General features: G+C 40.8%; 15 protein-coding genes. 4 read left to right on the forward strand and 11 right to left on the reverse strand.

Annotation, left to right across the window (positions count from 1 at the left end):
• Positions 1 to 278: 278 nt before the first annotated feature.
• The 3 genes from ABT310_RS02705 (at position 279) to ABT310_RS02715 (ending at position 3,967) form a co-directional block, all read left to right on the forward strand.
• On the forward strand, positions 279 to 1,283 hold the full coding sequence (locus tag ABT310_RS02705; RefSeq protein WP_375325230.1) for a DUF6340 family protein: 1,005 nt from the start codon (positions 279 to 281) through the stop codon (positions 1,281 to 1,283).
• 93 nt (positions 1,284 to 1,376) lie between these two features.
• Positions 1,377 to 2,501: a helix-turn-helix domain-containing protein gene (locus ABT310_RS02710; protein ID WP_375325231.1), complete on the forward strand. Its 1,125-nt coding sequence runs from the start codon at positions 1,377 to 1,379 to the stop codon at positions 2,499 to 2,501.
• 65 nt (positions 2,502 to 2,566) lie between these two features.
• Positions 2,567 to 3,967: a S41 family peptidase gene (locus ABT310_RS02715; RefSeq protein ID WP_375325232.1), complete on the forward strand. Its 1,401-nt coding sequence runs from the start codon at positions 2,567 to 2,569 to the stop codon at positions 3,965 to 3,967.
• Positions 3,968 to 3,994: 27 nt separating this feature from the next.
• Here ABT310_RS02715 and ABT310_RS02720 read toward each other — a convergent pair whose 3' ends face one another.
• Positions 3,995 to 4,762: a DUF1080 domain-containing protein gene (locus ABT310_RS02720; RefSeq protein WP_375325233.1), complete on the reverse strand. Its 768-nt coding sequence runs from the start codon at positions 4,760 to 4,762 to the stop codon at positions 3,995 to 3,997.
• A 151-nt stretch (positions 4,763 to 4,913) separates the two neighbouring features.
• On the opposite strand from ABT310_RS02720, the gene trxA reads away from it, so the two are divergent.
• Positions 4,914 to 5,213: a thioredoxin gene (gene trxA / locus ABT310_RS02725; RefSeq protein WP_375325234.1), complete on the forward strand. Its 300-nt coding sequence runs from the start codon at positions 4,914 to 4,916 to the stop codon at positions 5,211 to 5,213.
• A gap of 1 nt (position 5,214) precedes the next feature.
• On the opposite strand, the gene ABT310_RS02730 is transcribed toward trxA, so the two are convergent.
• From ABT310_RS02730 to ABT310_RS02775, 10 genes are all read right to left on the reverse strand, one after another.
• Positions 5,215 to 6,075, reverse strand: coding sequence for a universal stress protein (locus ABT310_RS02730; protein WP_375325235.1), 861 nt, complete (start codon positions 6,073 to 6,075; stop codon positions 5,215 to 5,217).
• Between the two features lie 3 nt (positions 6,076 to 6,078).
• Positions 6,079 to 6,924 (reverse strand): universal stress protein, encoded by an 846-nt coding sequence (locus ABT310_RS02735; RefSeq protein WP_375325236.1) that lies wholly within the window; start codon positions 6,922 to 6,924, stop codon positions 6,079 to 6,081.
• A 278-nt stretch (positions 6,925 to 7,202) separates the two neighbouring features.
• Complete coding sequence (locus ABT310_RS02740) at positions 7,203 to 8,822, reverse strand: sodium:solute symporter (protein ID WP_375325237.1); 1,620 nt, start codon at positions 8,820 to 8,822, stop codon at positions 7,203 to 7,205.
• A 10-nt stretch (positions 8,823 to 8,832) separates the two neighbouring features.
• Positions 8,833 to 10,026, reverse strand: a complete 1,194-nt coding sequence (locus ABT310_RS02745) for an aldose epimerase family protein (protein WP_375325238.1) — start codon at positions 10,024 to 10,026, stop codon at positions 8,833 to 8,835.
• A 15-nt stretch (positions 10,027 to 10,041) separates the two neighbouring features.
• Entirely contained in the window at positions 10,042 to 11,547 is a 1,506-nt protein-coding gene (araA, locus tag ABT310_RS02750; RefSeq protein WP_375325239.1) for an L-arabinose isomerase, read from the reverse strand.
• Between the two features lie 15 nt (positions 11,548 to 11,562).
• Positions 11,563 to 12,264 carry an L-ribulose-5-phosphate 4-epimerase gene (locus ABT310_RS02755; protein WP_375325240.1) on the reverse strand — a complete coding sequence of 234 codons (702 nt, stop codon included), beginning with the start codon at positions 12,262 to 12,264 and terminating at the stop codon, positions 11,563 to 11,565.
• Between the two features lie 3 nt (positions 12,265 to 12,267).
• Positions 12,268 to 13,944 (reverse strand): ribulokinase, encoded by a 1,677-nt coding sequence (locus ABT310_RS02760; RefSeq protein ID WP_375325241.1) that lies wholly within the window; start codon positions 13,942 to 13,944, stop codon positions 12,268 to 12,270.
• A 25-nt stretch (positions 13,945 to 13,969) separates the two neighbouring features.
• Positions 13,970 to 16,018, reverse strand: coding sequence for an alpha-L-arabinofuranosidase C-terminal domain-containing protein (locus ABT310_RS02765; RefSeq protein WP_375325242.1), 2,049 nt, complete (start codon positions 16,016 to 16,018; stop codon positions 13,970 to 13,972).
• Between the two features lie 18 nt (positions 16,019 to 16,036).
• Positions 16,037 to 16,984, reverse strand: a complete 948-nt coding sequence (locus ABT310_RS02770; RefSeq protein ID WP_375325243.1) for a family 43 glycosylhydrolase — start codon at positions 16,982 to 16,984, stop codon at positions 16,037 to 16,039.
• 2 nt (positions 16,985 to 16,986) lie between these two features.
• The gene (locus tag ABT310_RS02775; RefSeq protein ID WP_375325244.1) at positions 16,987 to 18,330 is read right to left on the reverse strand and encodes an MFS transporter; all 1,344 of its coding nucleotides are present in this window, start codon (positions 18,328 to 18,330) and stop codon (positions 16,987 to 16,989) included.
• Between the last annotated feature and the right edge of the window lie 12 nt (positions 18,331 to 18,342).

Genomic DNA, 18,342 nt, shown 5'->3' on the forward strand with positions numbered 1-18,342 from the left:
ACTTTGAAAATAACTGCATGTGACAGTGGAGTGGCTATTTTTAAAGTTGGAACAGTCTCCCTAATGCATGTAGACAATCCACAAGGTTTTAGGGTTTATACTTTGCGATTTCCATTAAATTGATTTTCAATTCTTTTTAAAGGAAATCCGCCAAATTTCCTCTGTTTCTATCTTCAAAAAATAATAAAGCTTTTCCCTCGTTTATGTAGTTGGTAAAATGGTATAGACCTTTTTTTGGCATGCTTGTTGTTTTTTCCTCATTACCAAAACTTACTATTATGAAAAATTTCAACCTTTTTCTACTCACAGTAATTGCCATTTCTTTGGTTTCGTGTGCCAGTTCTGGTTATGTAAATCTAAATTACCCCCAAGAACCTGCCATGATATTACCTGAAGGCATTAACAATATTGCCGTTGTCAACCGTTCGTTGACCAAAGAGGAAGATAAATCCAACAAAACATTGGAATCCATTGCCACTGGTGAAGTAGCTGGTTCAGATAAATTGGCTTCTGACGATGCCCTGAAAGGCATTTTTGATGGACTACGAAACAGTCACCATCTTACCGTAAAAATGCCCTCTACCACCCGACTGGAAGGAACAGGAACTCGTGTGACCCCTGAACTTTTAGACTGGGACCAAGTACGAACAATATGTAACGAAACCGGTGCGGATGTACTTTTGGTGTTGGAAAACTTTGACTCAAACACCGACTTTGTTCTAAACAATGTCGTGGAGCAAGTTTCATCCGTATTGCAAACAGGAAAAACCAGTGGACGAATTCCTAGACGTGCACGAGTGAACATTAAAAGTTACTGGCGTTTGTACTACCCAGTTTCCAATACCATAATAGATCAATTTCAGCAAAACTATTATACCGAAATAGATGTATTGAGCAGTGCCATTCCTTTTTCTTCACTTTCGGAAGTGGCCTATTCGTCTGGTATGGATTATGCCGGTAGATTTCTTCCAAGTTATTATAGCGTGCGTCGCGATATGTACAAAAAAGGAAAAGGACGGGACAAAAATGCCTTTCATGCGGGTTGGAGACGTACCGAGGTGGCCAATTGGAAGGATGCCATTGCTATTTGGACAGATATAGCCAACGACCGCACCAGTAAATCGGCGGGAAGGGCAGCTTACAATATAGCCGTTGCCCACGAAGTAATGGGAGATACCGATTTGGCCCTACAATGGGCAAGAAAATCCTATGAAGATTATGGCGATAAAATGGCCAGGGATTATGCCAAGGTTTTATTGAATCGCCAACGTTTGGAATATTAATTTTTCCAACTCTTTTTCGAGAACACCCGTAACGAGGAGCCAAATTTTCCGAAGTAATATTTTACTTTGGAAATTGGCTAACTTCGTGTTTCGATGACTTCACCCAATCCAATTTTAACGACCATTATTTTTGTTTTTGCCCTACAAGCGATTGTACTGGGTATTCTTTTGGTTTTGAAACGACCGCGAAGCCAATCCAATATTTTCTTATCGCTCCTCATTTTCTTTTTTGCCTTAATGGCATTCAACATTGCCCTTGTAAATGTACTTAAGGGTTACGGTATGATGGATACTTTTAGGTATGTACAATTGGAACTATTATACGGCATTGGCCCTGCCCTATATTTTTATACCAAAAGTGTTACCGATACTGGTTTCAAATTCTCCAAAAGGGACATGATTCATTTTATTCCCGTACTATTGGAGTTTGTCTTTTACAGAACCGTCTTTTACCGACTAGGGGCAGATGGCATGTACCAAAACCCGGTACATCCATACACCAAAATCTATTTGGCCGAGCAATGGCTGGGTATTATTTCCATTACCGTTTATACTATTTTAGCTTTGCGGATTTTAATCAAACATCAAATTTGGCTAAAAGAAAACTTTTCCAATTTGGAGGACAAAACCTTGAGATGGTTAAAAATTCCCATCGTAGTATTCTCTGGGTTCTGGATAGGTTGGAATCTCTTATCCGAGATTGACCGATTTGTGTTTGATAGAAGTTTAAAAGAATCCTATTTCTTACCCGCGTTTGTGGGATTGGCCATAGTAACCTACTGGATTGGTTTTAAAAGTTACCTAAAGGCACAAACAGAAACATCTGGTTATGCCACAAAAAAAATAAAATCCGAGGTAAAGCCACCTCAACCCGAACTTGCTCAAAAAATTAGAGAGGTTATGGATACGCAACAGCCCTATCTGGACCCAGACCTCGATTTAACAAAGCTTGCTGAGCTTTTGGAAATGAACCCAAAATTAGTATCCCAAATCATTAACCGTAGCTTTTCCAAAAACTTTTATGAGTTTGTGAACGACTATCGCATTGAAGCCTTCAAAAAACGCATGAAAGCACCCGAAAGTGAAAAACTAACACTGCTCGGCCATGCTTTTGAATGTGGGTTCAAATCAAAATCGACCTTCAACGACGTCTTTAAAAAATCGACTGGAAAAACGCCCAGTGCGTACATAAAGCAATTAAAAAATGAGTCCGAATAGAAGCATTCGGTCGCTTCAAACCTATTTGAAATCTAATTTTGCGGTAAATTTAAATACGCATAAATATGGTCTCCAAAATTCAAGGATTCTCGTACTTCCTATTACTTTTAACGCTGCCAATTAATGGGTTGTTCGCCCAAAATCAATTCTCTAAAAAAGAGGTGCTGGAAGATTTGTCCCATTTAAAGAGTGCGTTGGAAGAAGCGCATTACAATCTATACTTCTATACACCAAAAGCTGAATTTGAAGCCCATTACGAGGCTGTTCGCAGCCAAATTCAAAAAGACAGCTTCAATCTTTTAAAAACCACTTCCTTATTTCAAAAAGTTATTTCAAAGGTGGACAATGGACATACTTTCATATCCTTTCCAGGAGCGTCCTACAGGGAATATGCTTATGCCGGGGGAACTTTATTTCCGTTGGAAATTGCTTTTGAAAATGGAAAATCCCTGGTACGCAAGAACTGGTCAAACAACGAACATATCACATTGGGCAGTGAAATTATATCCATCAATGGCCACTCTATTAGGGAAATATTGGAAAAGATGTATCCCCTGATTTCCGCAGAGCGAATGTATTTTAAAAAAGCCAAAATTGAATTGACCTCATTCCCTAGATTGTATTGGCAGGTATTTGGTGAACAGGACCAGTTCACGGTGGAAATAAAGGAAAATGGAGTTGTCACACCCTATAAATTGCCTGCCATTAATTTGATAGATGATTATGAGATGAAACGAGTTGAAGTGATTCAACCTCAAATGGACCTAAAAATATTGGATGATACAGCATATCTAAACCCTGGAGGGTTTGGTGGGGATGAACCCAAGTACCGTCAATTTATAGATTCTTCCTTTGCAGTCATCAAAAATCAAAAGAGCAAAAACCTCATTATCGATTTAAGAAACAACCCCGGCGGTGACGACTCTTTTAGTGATTATTTGGTCTCCTACATTGCGAATAAACCTTTTTCATGGAACTCCAGTTTCAAACTTAAAACCAGTAAAATTTTAAAGGAGCACGTTCGAAAACAGTACGATACCACTAAGGTTTTTTGGAAAGAGGTATTAACGCGCCAAGATGGCGAAATTTACGAATATCCCTTCGATAATTACGAGCCACAATCGGAAGCCAAAAGGTTTACCGGAAAGGTGTATGTGCTGGTAAATCGACAATCACATTCGCAATCGACAGTGACAGCGGCTCAAATTCAAGATCATGGATTTGGGACCATCGTAGGAGAGGAAACTGGTGAATACCCATCGCTCATCGCATCCATTTTCCATTTTGAATTACCCAACACTAAAATCCCAGTCAATATTTCAAAAGGTCGAATAATTAGGGTCAATGGCAATACAGAGCCAAAGGGCGTCATTCCAGATATCATAATTCAAGATCATTTATTGGATGAAAAAGATGAGATTTTGGAAGGTCTTTTACTGCATATCAATTCCAAAATGGAACCCTAACAAATTATGAACAGTACCGTTGTAAACTTATAATTCCCGGATTTTAATATCCCTGAACCATGTTTCAAAATACCAATATTGCAGGGCTATTTTACCTTCGGTGGCCTTTCCAAATTCAGGATATTTTTCAAAATGGGTCGATTGGATTTTGTCCTTCCATTCGGGAGAATTAAAGTCTTCTTCAGCGGTTAAAACCCCATTCAAATAGAACTCCACCTTCCCATTAACCTGCTTGATGCGAGTTTGGTTCCATTCACCTTTTTTCATTTCAGCCGGATTGGCTTGTGGCATAAAAACATACAAACAGCCCGGATTTTTTTCCGCAACATTGATATCCATATGATCCGCATCCAAAATTTGATATTCGGGACCAGTTTGCCAAGCCGTGGGCACATCATCACGCTCCTGCACATTCATAAAAATGCCACTATTACCCCGAGATGCAATTTTCCACTCCAAGGTCAACTCGTAATTCTCATAGGGTTTATCCGTCAAAAGGTCGCCAGCGGTCAACGATTCATCATCGGCCACCGAATGGATTTCTCCATTTTTTACTTCCCACACCGATGGCCCTTCAGGATTGTTGTACACATGCCATCCGTTTAAGGTTTCACCATCAAAAAGCAACTCCCATCCTTGCTCTTTCTCCACATCCAACAATTGATTGTGAGTTTCATTGGCAATAGCCTCTTTCTTGGTGCGCCAAGTTTGATCTTTAATCTTTTCCGAATTGTCTTTGCAGGATGTTGCCAGAAATAGGGCACCGAATAGTAGTACGGGTAACTTTTTAAACATTGAATTCTAGTTTGTTTTTATGTGCAGCGAATAAAGATAGCAAAAAGACCGAGGAAGATATTCCAATCTGGCTATTTCAGATTTCTATTGTAACTTTAATTACCAAGATTGCCCCACCTAATTTTTAACTTGCGTTCCAAATTGTAGCGATATGAAAGGTAATTTTTCTACTTTGATCAATTCCGAGCAATTGGTGCTCGTCGATTTTTCTGCGGAGTGGTGCGGACCGTGCAAAATGTTGGCTCCCATTTTAAAGCAGGTAAAAGATGAGCTGGGCGATGATCTAAAAATTGTAAAGATTGATGTGGATAAAAATCAAGGTCTTGCCAACTCATTCCAGGTACGGGGAGTGCCCACATTAATGTTTTTTAAAGAGGGCAAACAACTTTGGAGACAATCTGGAGTGCTGCAAAAAGCCGAATTGGTTCAATTGGCAAAATCGTATTTGTAATTTATTCAAACAGGTCGATGACCAAAAAGGGCACACGGGAATCAAATGATACTTTTTTGATGACGGGTTCACGGGTCAACCGTTGAAAGAATCCTCTTCCGTGGTTGATCATGGCCACCATATCAATATCTTCGTTTTCATCCACCATTTTCTGAATGGATTGGGTCACGTTGGCATTTCTGTCAACATCAACAATTTCAAAATCAACATCGGCCAAAAGATTTTTTAATGCATCTTGTGAACCTTTTTGCTCGGCAGACAATCCTTCAAGATCTCCGACATGAGTAACGTAAAGTTTGGAATTAAAATACTTCGCCAAGCTCAAAATAGGCTGTAACTCGTAAGCTTCAAACAAATGGTCATACCCAGTGGCCAATAAAATAGCCTTAATGCTCCCTTCATTTTTATACGCTGCAGGAACAGCAATAACCGGGCAAAAATCAATTTCTCTAATGATTTTATAGGTGTTACTTCCCATAAAAACCTCTCTTAAGCCCGATGACCCTGTGGTTCCCATGATCACATAATCCACTTCTTCCCGATATACTACCTTTCCGATGGCATTGACCAAACTATCTGCAATGGAAACGGTTGTAAAGGTATGCTCAGGATGGCTATCCCATTGCTTTATTTTCTCCAAAATTGCGGCCAACCCTCGCTCCGATTCCTCTTTCATTAAATTGTACAGTCTGGTACTATTGGCACCGGCCATTTTAGTGGATAAGGATGATGCTCCAATTTGGTATGAGTTTAAAATAAAGAAATCACAGGGGGCGTTTTTAAAAATAGTTAGGGCATATGTAATGGCGTTCCACGCATTTTGGGAAAAATCCGTAGGCAATATGACCCGTTTCTTTTTCATGGTTCAACGTTTTAAATTCTGCATGACCAAAAATGGCACTTTCACCTTCAAGCCCAATAAATCAACGGTGGACCTGTACAACATATCTTCAAAAAACGAATGTCTGGAATTGACCATCACCAACATGCCAGCATCTTTTTCCTCTAATTGTTCCAAAATGGTCTCTGCCTTGTTTTTGACCGAAGTGGTCTCAAAAAGTACATAGGGGCGAGACAGGGTTTGTTCCAAAAAAAGTTTGTTGTCTGCTTGTCTCAAACTCAATTCTTCAAAATCGGTAATATACAGACAATGGATTTTCGATTTGAACTTACCTGCCATATCATCCAACAATTTCAATTCCCTACGCTTGTAGGGCAACATATAATCGGTTGGAAACAAAATATCCTTTGGTTGTTTATAGTCAAAATCTTCTGGTACGGCCAGCACAGGACATTTCACATATTTAAAAATTTCGATGGTATAGCTTCCAAAAGTGGTTTTATGATCGCTAGTCTCCCCTTTGGTTCCCATCACCACTAGGTCGATATTCATCTCATCAACAAAATCGTTAACTCCATCAACAAGGTTATCAAAACAGGCTATTGCTTCAAAAGTATGTAAGGGGTTTGGGGGCGAACCTACAACGGCATCCAATAATTGGTCCAATTTTTTCTGGACCCCTTCCCGCTTCTCTTCCTTAAATGTTTCAATATCATTGTCCGAAGTAGTGTGAAATTCTCCATAGACCTCCTCTGCATAAGCATTCAGAATAAAAAAGCAGGCCCGTTCACATTTGAATAGTTCTTGGGCATACTTTATGGCATGCAAAGCATTTTTTGAAAAATCTGTTGGAATTAAGACGGTTCTCATGACAATCTCATTTTAATCAAAGTTAACTCTTGGTCCATCGAAAAAAAATGACTTTGGTCAGACTATAATTTACTAAAAATCAAGATAAAAACCTATTATATTCCAAAGTTCGCTACTCATCAGAAAGGATAGCCCAATGGTCTAAAGGTTTAGGAGATTCCTGTTTAAGCAACTTCGGGCATTGTATCTGTTCATGTTTTTGGAACCATGCTCCAAAACTTATCGGCAAAAAAAAGGCCCCAATTTAAGTTGGGGCCTTTACGTATAAACTATCCGGTTTATTTACCATTGAACCACACCATTACATAAACCACAATGGCTATGATAACGATGGAAATGGTAATGTCTTTCCAGTTGTAACTGTTTTTGTTTTTCTTTCTTTCTTCTGGGTCAATAGTCGCATAGGTAAGGTTCTTTAATTGCTCTTCGGATGGTGCCTTGGTGGCATAACTTACTACAACAATCAAGATTACACAGAACAAGAAGAACCAAGAGGCAAAGGACAAGAAGTTCATATCTCCCAATAAGTACCAAAATCCATCTGGATTCAAGGAACCCTTGACCAATTCCAATACGATTCGAACTGCACCCACAACAAAACCAGTGACCATAGTTACAAATGCACCTTGGGCGTTGATTCGTTTATGGAAAATACCCAAAAGGAAAACGGCAGTAATTGGAGGAGCAATGTAGGATTGTACACTTTGCAGGTATTCGTAAAGTACTCCAGAAATGTTGGCCATAATCGGAATCCAAATAATACCGATGATCACCACAATAACAGTGGCTATCTGCCCGGTACGCACCAATTTCTTCTCTGGTGTGTTGGGTCTTAATTTTTTATAGATATCAACGGTAAACAGGGTGGAACAAGAATTGAACACCGATGCCAAGGAGCTCATCAAAGCGGCCAAAAGACCGGCAGCAACCAAGCCTCTCAATCCAGATGGCAATAAATTACTCATCAATACCGGGAACGCTTGATCTGGGGAATCCCATTCCAATTCACCTCTCATTTTTAAGGTCAAAGCAATCACGCCCGGAATCAAGAACAAGAATACAGGCAACAATTTTAACAAAGCTCCAAAAATGGTACCTCTCCTACCCTCTTTAATGTTCTTCGCGGTTAAGGCACGTTGCACAATATATTGGTCGGTACACCAGTACCAAATACCGGTAATGGTACTCGCAATCAATAAAGGTGGCCAAGGAAAATCTGGGTCAGAAGCGGCTCTCCACATATTTAAATATTCTGGAGTCACGGTTTCTTTCATGCTTTCCCAACCTCCTACGTGGTCAAGACCTATAATGGTCAATGCGGCAGCACCGATCACCAAAATAATTGCTTGAAGTGTTTCGGTATAGACCACAGCGCGCATTCCACCAAGTACTGTATAAATACCAGTCAATACTACGGTTGCAATGGCTCCTGTCCAGAAATCAATTCCAAGAAGAGCAGAAACCACCACTCCACCTGCATAAATAGTCACGGATATTTTGGTAAGTACGTAAGCAACGATAGAGAAAACGGATAGAATCCAACGAGCTCTGGCATCAAAACGTTTTTCCAAAAATTCGGGCATGGTGAACACCCCTGCCCGTGCATAGAACGGTAGAAAAACCCAACCAAGGATCAATACGACCCAAGCTTGAATTTCATAGATCAGCATGGGCAAACGGTTACCCGCTCCTGCACCCGCAAGACCTACTACGTGTTCTGATCCAATATTGGAAGCAAAAATAGAAGCACCGACCACAAACCAGCCTACATTTCTACCGGCCAAAAAATAATCTTCGGTATTGTTCTCTTTTTTTCTGATAACCCAAAGGGCGATGCCCAAAAGGACCAAAAAGTAAATGGATATCGAGATCCAATCAAAAGTATCCAGTGTTTTCATAAAAGGTGGTTTATTTGGCTGATAATTTATAAGTGGTTCTTGATGAATATTTTTCACCTGGATTTAAACGAACTGATGGAAAGCCTTCTTGGTTAGGGCTATCGGGATAATGTTGGGTTTCCAAACAAAATCCAGAGCGTTGAACATAGGTTCCACCTCCTTTGGCTGGCAAAGTTCCGTCCAAAAAGTTCCCACTATAAAATTGAATGCCTGGCTCATCGGTATAGACTTCCATAAAACGACCTGTTTTACCGTGATACGCAGAACCTATCAGTCGATATCCTTGATCTGCATTGTTCAACACCCAACAATGATCGTAACCACCGCCTAATTTCAATTGCTCGTTTTCGGCGTTAATCTCCTTACCTATTAATTTTCCTTCGTTAAAATCGAAAGGTGTTCCAGTTACTGGTCTTAATTCACCAGTTGGAATCAATCCACCATTGACAGGAAGAAAGGCATCTGCATCCAAAACCAGTTCATGATCCAAAACAGGTTTGGTCAACATGCCAGACAAATTAAAATAGGTGTGTTGTGTAAGGTTGACAATGGTTGGTTTATCCGTTACCGCTTCATATTGAATATCGAAAGCGTTATCTGCAGTCAACATATAGGTTACAGTTATATCCAATTTTCCTGGATAGCCCTCTTCCCCATCTGCGCTTGTATATGTCAATACCAATTGGGCTCCCTTATCTGTTTTTTCAGACTTGGCATCCCAAAGTACCTTATCAAAACCTTTTTCTCCCCCGTGAAGATGATTTTCACCATCATTGGTGGCCAAGGTATATTCTTTTCCATCCAAAGAAAACTTGCCTTTGGCAATTCGGTTACCATACCTGCCAATCAAAGCGCCAAAAAATGGATTTGGTTCAAGGTATTGTTCCAAATTATCGAATCCCAATACCACATCATCATAGAACCCATTTTTATCTGGAGCGGTCCAACGGGTGATGATTCCTCCATAAGTGATTACATCTACCTCCATACCTGATCCGTTGGACATTGCAAACTTTTTCACCTCACGTCCGTCGGGTAAAGTACCAAAGACACTTTCCTTGATTTCAAAATTTGATTGTTCAGTTTTCACGGTTTCCATTTCTTCTGAATCGCTTTCTTTTTTTGTTTGTTTACAGCCTATTATACTAGCTGCCATAAAAACAGCAAGTATAACTATAAATGGCTTGGTTTTTTTAATTTTCATGATACACTTTTTATGCTACATCCCATGTTGAAACAGATGGTAGTAGGCTTCGTTTGCATGTAATTGGTCTTTAAAAGATCTTATTTTGGTGTCTTCGTCAATCACCAAAAGTTCAATTCCATAAATATCGGCAAAATCCTCCAAGTATTCCGTGGTCAAAGCTTGTGTGTACACTGTGTGGTGAGCACCTCCAGCATGAATCCAAGCGGTTGCAGCGATGTCTAAATTGGGTTTGGCATCCCAAAGCACACGGGCCACTGGTAATTTTGGCAAATTGGCCAAAGGTTCAACTGCTTCCACTTCGTTTACAATCAAACGGAATCTGTTGCCCATATCAATCAATGAAGCGTTCAAAGCGTCTCCTGCAGGCGAATCAAAAACCAAACGCACAGGATCTTCCTTGCCTCCAATGCCCAATGGGTGTACTTCGCAAGATGGTTTAGCACTGGCAATGGATGGACAAATCTCCAACATGTGGGATCCCAAGACATAATCTTTTTGTGGTGTAAAATGGTAGGTATAATCCTCCATAAAGGAAGTTCCACCTTCCAAACCTTCGGCCATCACTTTCATGGTTCTGGTCAAGGCTGCAGTTTTCCAATCTCCTTCACCACCAAAACCATATCCATCGGCCATTAAACGCTGAACTGCCAAACCTGGCAATTGTTTTAAGGAACCAAGATTCTCAAAAGTATCGGTAAAGGCTTTGAATCCGCCCTCATCCAAAAAGGTTCTAAGGCCAATCTCAATTTTAGCGGCATCCACCAAAGATTGGCGTTGCGACCCACCTTTTTGAAGTGATTCGGACAAGGTATAACTGCCTTCATATTCTTCCAACAATTGATCAATATCCTTTTGATTCAAAGAATCAATAATATTGGTGATATCTGAAGAATCGTATCCGTTTACGGCAACACCAAATCGCATTTGAGCAGCAACCTTGTCACCTTCGGTAACGGCAACTTCACGCATATTATCTCCAAAACGGGCTACTTTCATGTTTTTAAGCTCATCTACACCCAAGGCAACTCTGGACCAAATGGCCAATTTGCTTTGTACGCGCTCATCTTTCCAATGCCCTACAACCACTTTGCGTTTTTTGCGCATTCTGGACATCATAAATCCAAATTCACGGTCACCGTGTGCCGATTGGTTTAGGTTCATAAAGTCCATATCAATGGAATCCCAAGGAATTTCTGCATTGAACTGGGTATGTAAATGACATAACGGTTTGCTGAGAACCGTAAGGCCTGCAATCCACATTTTTGCTGGTGAAAAAGTATGCATCCAAGCTACGATTCCGATACAGTTGGGGTCGTTACTCGCTTCACGACACAAGGCAGTAATCTCTTGTGGGGTGGTTACAATGGGTTTGAAAACCAAGTTCAAGGGTAGTTTTCCAGCTCCATTCAAGCCTTCGACAATACTTTTTGAATTGTCGGCTACTTGCTTCAATGTTTCTGGTCCATATAAATGTTGACTACCTGTTACAAACCAGATTTCTTTTGATGAAATTTTCATTGTTCTTGAAATTAATTATTGACCGTAGTAGGCATTTTTGCCGTGCTTACGCTCGTAGTGTTTTTTTATTAGTGAATCCTTTAATCTTGGTGCTTGCGGATTTATCTGAAGCGTTATATAGGCCATTTGGGCCACCGTTTCCAATACTTTGGTATTGTAGACCGCTTTGGCTGCATTTTTCCCCCAGGCAAATGGACCATGGTTTCCAATCAAAACCATTTCCACTTCATTGTAATCCAAATTTCTTTCTTTGAAACAGTCCAATATCTGGATCCCCGTGTTGTGTTCATAGTTCCCTTCTATCAAGGCATCGGCCATTGGCGGTGCACAAGGAATATCTTGGGTAAGGTGATCGGCATGTGTAGTTCCAAAAATTGGAATGTCTCTTTGAGCTTGCGCCCAAGAAACCGAATACATGGCATGGGTATGGGCCACACCTCCAATGGTTTCCCAATTTTTATAAAGATAACTATGTGTTTTGGTGTCCGATGATGGTCGAAGGGAACCCTCAACAATATTATTATCGTAATCCAAAATCACTATATCCTCTGGCTTAAGGTTTTCATATGGCACGCCACTGGGTTTTATGCCGAAAACCGAATTGTCACGATCTACGGCACTCACGTTTCCAAAGGTGTAAATTACAAGACCTAGGGCATTGAGTTCCATATTGGCCTCGTAGCACTCTTCTTTTAAAGATTTATATTTTGAACTCATTACTTAGTTGTTTTTATTGGTTTGCTCCTCCACAAAACTTCCCAAATCTTTGTATTCCTGTAATAGTTTGGCATACACCTCTAGTTGAGATGCCTGTGGGAAATATTCCGCTTCAAAATCACTGCCCATTACCTTACTGGCCTCAATGACGTTTTCATAAATCCCCGAGGCAACTGCTGCATATATGGCCGCACCCAAAGCGGGAGCTTGATCAGACTCAGCTACTTTTATGGGCATGTTCAACACATTGGCCAAAGTTTGCATAATAAAAGGGGATTTCCGTGCTACTCCTCCGATTCCGATAACGGTCTCGATCTTCACACCTTCTTCCTCAAAACGATCCACGATCATTTTAGCACCAAAACAGATGGCATTTACCAATGATTTGAAAATATGTGGAGCTTTCGTTCCCAATGAAATACCTGAAATAGCACTTTTCAATTCTTGGTTGGCATCGGGGGTTCTTCGCCCGTTTACCCAATCCAAAGCAACAGGTACCGTTTCGGCTAAAGGAATAGATTCTGCCTGAACCGCCAATTCACGAATAAATTTTGATTCTACCTCAGCCTTTAATTCCTCCTTTTGAGCTTCAGACAATACTTTGGAATTCAAAACCAAGTTATCGATAGGCCATTGCAATACGTTTTTGAACCAAGCCAGCACATCACCAAATGCAGATTGACCGGCTTCCAGACCTACCATACCAGGAATAACGGATCCGTCAACTTGTCCACAAATACCTTTTACAGTTTTTTCGCCAACAGCTTCGTTGGAAGATACCATGATGTCACAAGTGGATGTTCCCATTACGCGAACAAGGGCATGATGGTCCACTTTGGCCCCCACAGCACCCGCATGGGCATCAAAAGTTCCCACTGCGATAACAGTGCTTGTGGTCAAGCCTAATTTTGCGGCCCATTCTTCGTTTAAATGACCTGCAATTTCGTTGGAGGTATACGTCTCGTCGTAGAGACTAGCCTTTAAATCAGCCAAATAAGGGTCCAGTTGAGACAAGAATTCCTTGCTTGGCAAACCTCCCCAGCTTTCGTGCCACATGGCCTTATGTCCCGCAGCACAACGGCTTCTTTTAAAGGTTTTTAAATCTTTATTGTCTGACAATAGGTAGGTGATAAAATCGCAATGTTCCATCCAGGTGTGCGTGGCATCGATTACGGGCTTATCTTGACGTGCAATGTGCAAAATTTTGGCCCAGAACCATTCAGAAGAATAGATTCCACCTTCGAACATGGTGTAATCCACACCTCCCCAGCTTCTGGCCAAGGTGTTGATTTCGTTGGCTTCTTTTACCGCCGTATGGTCTTTCCATAGTACCATCATGGCGTTCGGATTTTCTTCAAATCCTTTAACCAAAGCCAAAGGCGTACCATCTTCCGCAATCGGCATGGGCGATGAACCTGTCGTATCAATACAAATTCCCAATACAGATTCGGGCGCCACCGCACTTTCCTCAACTACAGATTTAATGGTATGTTCCAACCCTTCGATATGGTCCAAAGGATGCTGTCTAAACTGGTTGATTCCTGGTTTACAATACTTCTGCTCCTTCCAACGTGGGTACCAAAAGACCTCGGATGCAAGCTCCGCTCCATTCTGTGAATCAATCATTACTGCGCGAACCGAGTCCGAACCATAATCCAATCCAATTACATACTTTTTCATTGCTATACGCTATATTCTGTTATTCTTAATTTGCTATTCCTACTTTTATAATGGTCAACGATTGCGCAGGGATTTCTGTTTCCAATATTTCCCCATTTACGTTGATTCTACTTTCTTTTGGACTCACTTTTGCTGGCTCCTCGAATGAGTTGATGGCATATAAGTCTTCCTTTGCCAGTCCTATTACGGTTCCCTCAGCTTGAATGCTTCCACCTTTAATGTTCACTTTTAATTTTCTGGAAACTTTTGAGGTATTCACCACTTTCAAAATCAATTCGTTTGAATCAGCATCCTTAACTGCTGAAGCATACAAAGCTTGTTCTCCGATTAACGGTTTGCCATCTTCCGTGATGCTCAACAAATCTGTACCCGCATTGTTGGAAAACAATTTTTGTACATAATAATTTGCTGTTCCGTATGACTGAAGGTTATCAAACCAAATTAAATCGGGTGCCCATTGCCAACCTTCGGCATGAGCCATTAGTGGTGCATAGGAAGTCATGTGAACTACATCTGCATTTCGTTCCAAACCGGTCATAAATGCCGCTTCGGAAAGTGCCGCCATCCAATTATTTTCTAATGGCCCATCTTCTACACCTCGAGGATGCGCTGCATATTCTCCAGCGAACACTTTGGGACCATTGCGATCATAAGTATCGTAGCGATTGGCATTGTCTAAAAACCATTGTGGTGAACGATAATAATGTTCATCGGCCAAGGCCACGTCCAATTTTTTCATTTGCTCCCATCCAAACTCGAACATGTCGCCATCAGGAAACGGGCCCGGTGTTGAAACCAAAACAATTTCTGGATATTTTTCTGTGATGACCTCGGCGAAGATTTCATAGCGTTCGAAATACTCAGGACCCCATTGCTCATTTCCTATTCCCAAATATTTTAGGTTGAAAGGCTCGGGATGGCCCATATCCTGTCTCACTTTCCCCCAAGGTGTATTGACATCCCCATTGGCAAATTCGATAAGATCCAAGGCTTCTTGCACATAAGGGTCCAAATTTTCCAAAGGAACCAACTCCCCTGTATTGAACTGACAAGCCATACCACATCCTAAAATGGGCACAGGCTCAGCTCCCAAATCTTCAGACAGTAAGAAGTATTCAAAAAATCCAAGCCCAAAACTTTGGAAATAATCCGGAGCGGGTTTGTGCGCAAATTCATCGTTCCAACGGTTGATCAGTAATTCCCTTTCGATTACCGGACCCACCGTGTTTTGCCATTGGTAACGTTGGGCCAATGTTCGTCCCTCCACGATACAACCACCAGGGAATCGTAAGAATCCGGGATTCAACCCATCTAACAACTCCACCAAATCTTTTCGCAAACCGTTCTTTCTTCCTTTCCAAGTATCCTTTGGGAAAAGGGAAATCATATCCATATCGATGGTTCCATTTCCGTCGAAAGTAATCTTTAATCGGGCTTTATCTTCTGTTTTGTTCGCAATTAAAGCTGCTTCGTAGGTTTTCCAATCATTTGATTCTGGAATAATCTCTGTTGAGGCCAAAACTGTTCCAAGGGTATCCACCAAGGCTACATTCATTTTTTCTATACCAACGGGATTGGCTAACATCAAAGACAAATTGTATTGGGCATCTTTCTTTACTCCTATCCCTCGAAAGCCATTGTTGTACAGCTCATATTTTTCATCGTTTTGAACAACGGTATGACTGTACCTTCTATTCCCGCCTTGTGGATGTACATAATTGGTGATCTTAGCAAAACCTGATTCTTCATTCAATGAAAAACGAACACTGTTAGGTTGCTCCCATCCCATTTTTGGTAGCGGAAATTCAAAAGAGCGGTTTTTGATCAACTCCGCATACAAACCTCCATCTGCCGCAAAATTGATGTCCTCATAAAAAATACCGTACATGGTCGGCTGAATTTTTATTCCAGTATCTGCAAGGTCAACCATTAAATTTGAGGTAGAACCCTTGTCAACTTCCGTCACAGTAAAAACAGATTCGTCGGATTTCGCTGAAGCAGTTTCTTGTGTTGTATTTTTACAACCAAGAATCGACAATGCTAGAACCAAAAATGTAAATACCGTATTTTTCATGTTATTCTATTTCTCTATTTATAATTTGAATACGGGTCTTCCCTGCTGATCAAATTCCACTTTCATCATTCTCGCATGACGATTTGGGTCGTACAAGGGGTCTCCTTCTATTTTTTCATAATCCCGTGCATGATAAATACACAAACGAGTCTCTCCGTCTTCTGCAATGGTAAAGCTGTTGTGTCCAGGTCCATAAATGCCCTTTTCATAATCAGTTTCCAACACTGGATTTCTTGATTTTTTCCAAGAATTTCTATCCAGTAAATCCGCATCTTCATCGGCTTCCATCAGCCCCATGCAATAACAAGCTCCTGTTGCACTTGCTGAAAATGTGATATAGATTTTTCCTTGATTTTTGATTACTGCAGGGCCTTCGTTCACCCAAAAATCCACCCGTTCCCAATCGTAATCAGGTGTGGTTAGCATAAACTGGGTAGTTTTTAGTTTGATGGGCGATTCCATTTCCGCCAAATACAGATTGGAGGCCGCGAATTGTCCTCCTGTTTTTTCTGCCCAGCAAAAATATCTCTTTCCATTGTGCTCGAACACGGTTCCATCCAAAGAAAAATCAATGAATGATTTATTGTCTCCATCAGCGGCCTGCATTTGCCCCAATTCAATCCATTCATCGTTCAAAGGATCTTGTCCTGTACATTTAATCACATAGGGTCTCAATTTCCAGATATCGTCTACTTCACTAGCAGCAAAATAAACATACCATTCACCATCTAAATAATGAATTTCGGGTGCCCAAATATGTTGGCTCATTGGTCCTGACTCATGCTTGAACCAAACATTGAACGTTTCTGCCTCTGCCAAACCTTCAATGGTTTTTGCCCTTCGTAATTCAATGGAGTCATAAGAGGGAACCGACCCGGTAAAGTAATAGTACCCATCGGTGTGTTTATACACAAAGGGGTCTGCTCGTTGCTCTACTATTGGTGCGTATGATTTTGTATCGCCCATGTTTATATACCTAATTTGACTTTTATTGTTTCGTAATATTTGTCTGTAATCTTGTAGCGGAACATTAAACTGCCCATAATGGTATGGAACAACCCTGGAATTACAGTCAGCATCAATGCTATGCCAAACAAGGCAAATTCGCTTTGCTCAACGGCATTTGGCACGTATTCAAAATAATCGAGCATATACCCGACAGCTGCTCCAGCGATTCCCATTCCCATTTTTTGGGCCAAAGAAATTCCTCCAAATGAAAGTCCTGAAACGCGTTGTCCGCTTTCGGCATGACCATAATCTACTGCTTCTGCAATAGCAGACCAGAAAATTGGCGCGTGTAAATCGACCACAAAAGACAGAATGAAATAAAGTACATAGGCCAATATTACATCGCCTGGATTTACCACCAACAGCATGATCAAACTGATGACTCCCACTGCTAACTGGGTCCACTTGAACAATTTGACCTTGCAATATCTTTTTGTGATTAAAGTGGAAGCTGGCATGGCCAAAATGGCGGCCACAACCCCTGTTGCCATAAAGGTGGATTGCATGCCTGCATCTCCTCCCAAGAAATATTTTGCGTAGAAAATGGCCACAGAGTTACGGATTACATATCCTACGGTTCCAAAGAAGCAAACCCCCACCAAAAGAGTCCATTGACCATTTTTAAGTAACAATTTAAATTGTTTCAACAAAGGTTTTTCGTCCACAACATGTTCCACCCTTTCTTTGGTTGTAAAAAAAGAGAACAACAATAATCCAGTTCCCAATAATGCCATAAGTCCCATCGCCAATTGATATCCTTTGGAAATGTTATCTCCACCTAATCGATCCGCTAAAATAGGCACTACAATAGAAACCAAAAATGCGGCTACTTTTGCAAAGAACAAACGGTATCCATTGGCAGACAATCGTTCTTGTGGGTCACTGGTCAACACACTTATCAACGAAATGTACGGAATGGTCACCGAAGTAAACATAATGGTCACAAATATGTAAGTGATATAGGCATAGACCAATTTTCCTGCATAATCAAAATCGGGTGTCACAAAGGTTAAGAAAACGGAAATTCCAAAAGGAATGGACAGAAACAAAAAGTAAGGACGGTAACGACCCCATCTTGTTTTCACCCTATCCGTGATGAGACCCATTAATGGGTCGGTAATCGCATCGATAAACCGCACCAACAAGAAAAGTAGGGCCATGTCTTTTGGTTTTAATCCAAAGACATCGGTATAGAAAAAAGTAATGATCAAAAACATGGAAGAGATCACTACGTTTACCGCAGCATCTCCGGATCCATATCCTACTTTTTCAAGTATGCTTAATTTTTGGTTTTCAGTTTTCATTCAATCAATTCA

It is taken from the genome of Flagellimonas cixiensis (assembly GCF_042134615.1).
Classification (GTDB): domain Bacteria; phylum Bacteroidota; class Bacteroidia; order Flavobacteriales; family Flavobacteriaceae; genus Flagellimonas; species Flagellimonas cixiensis.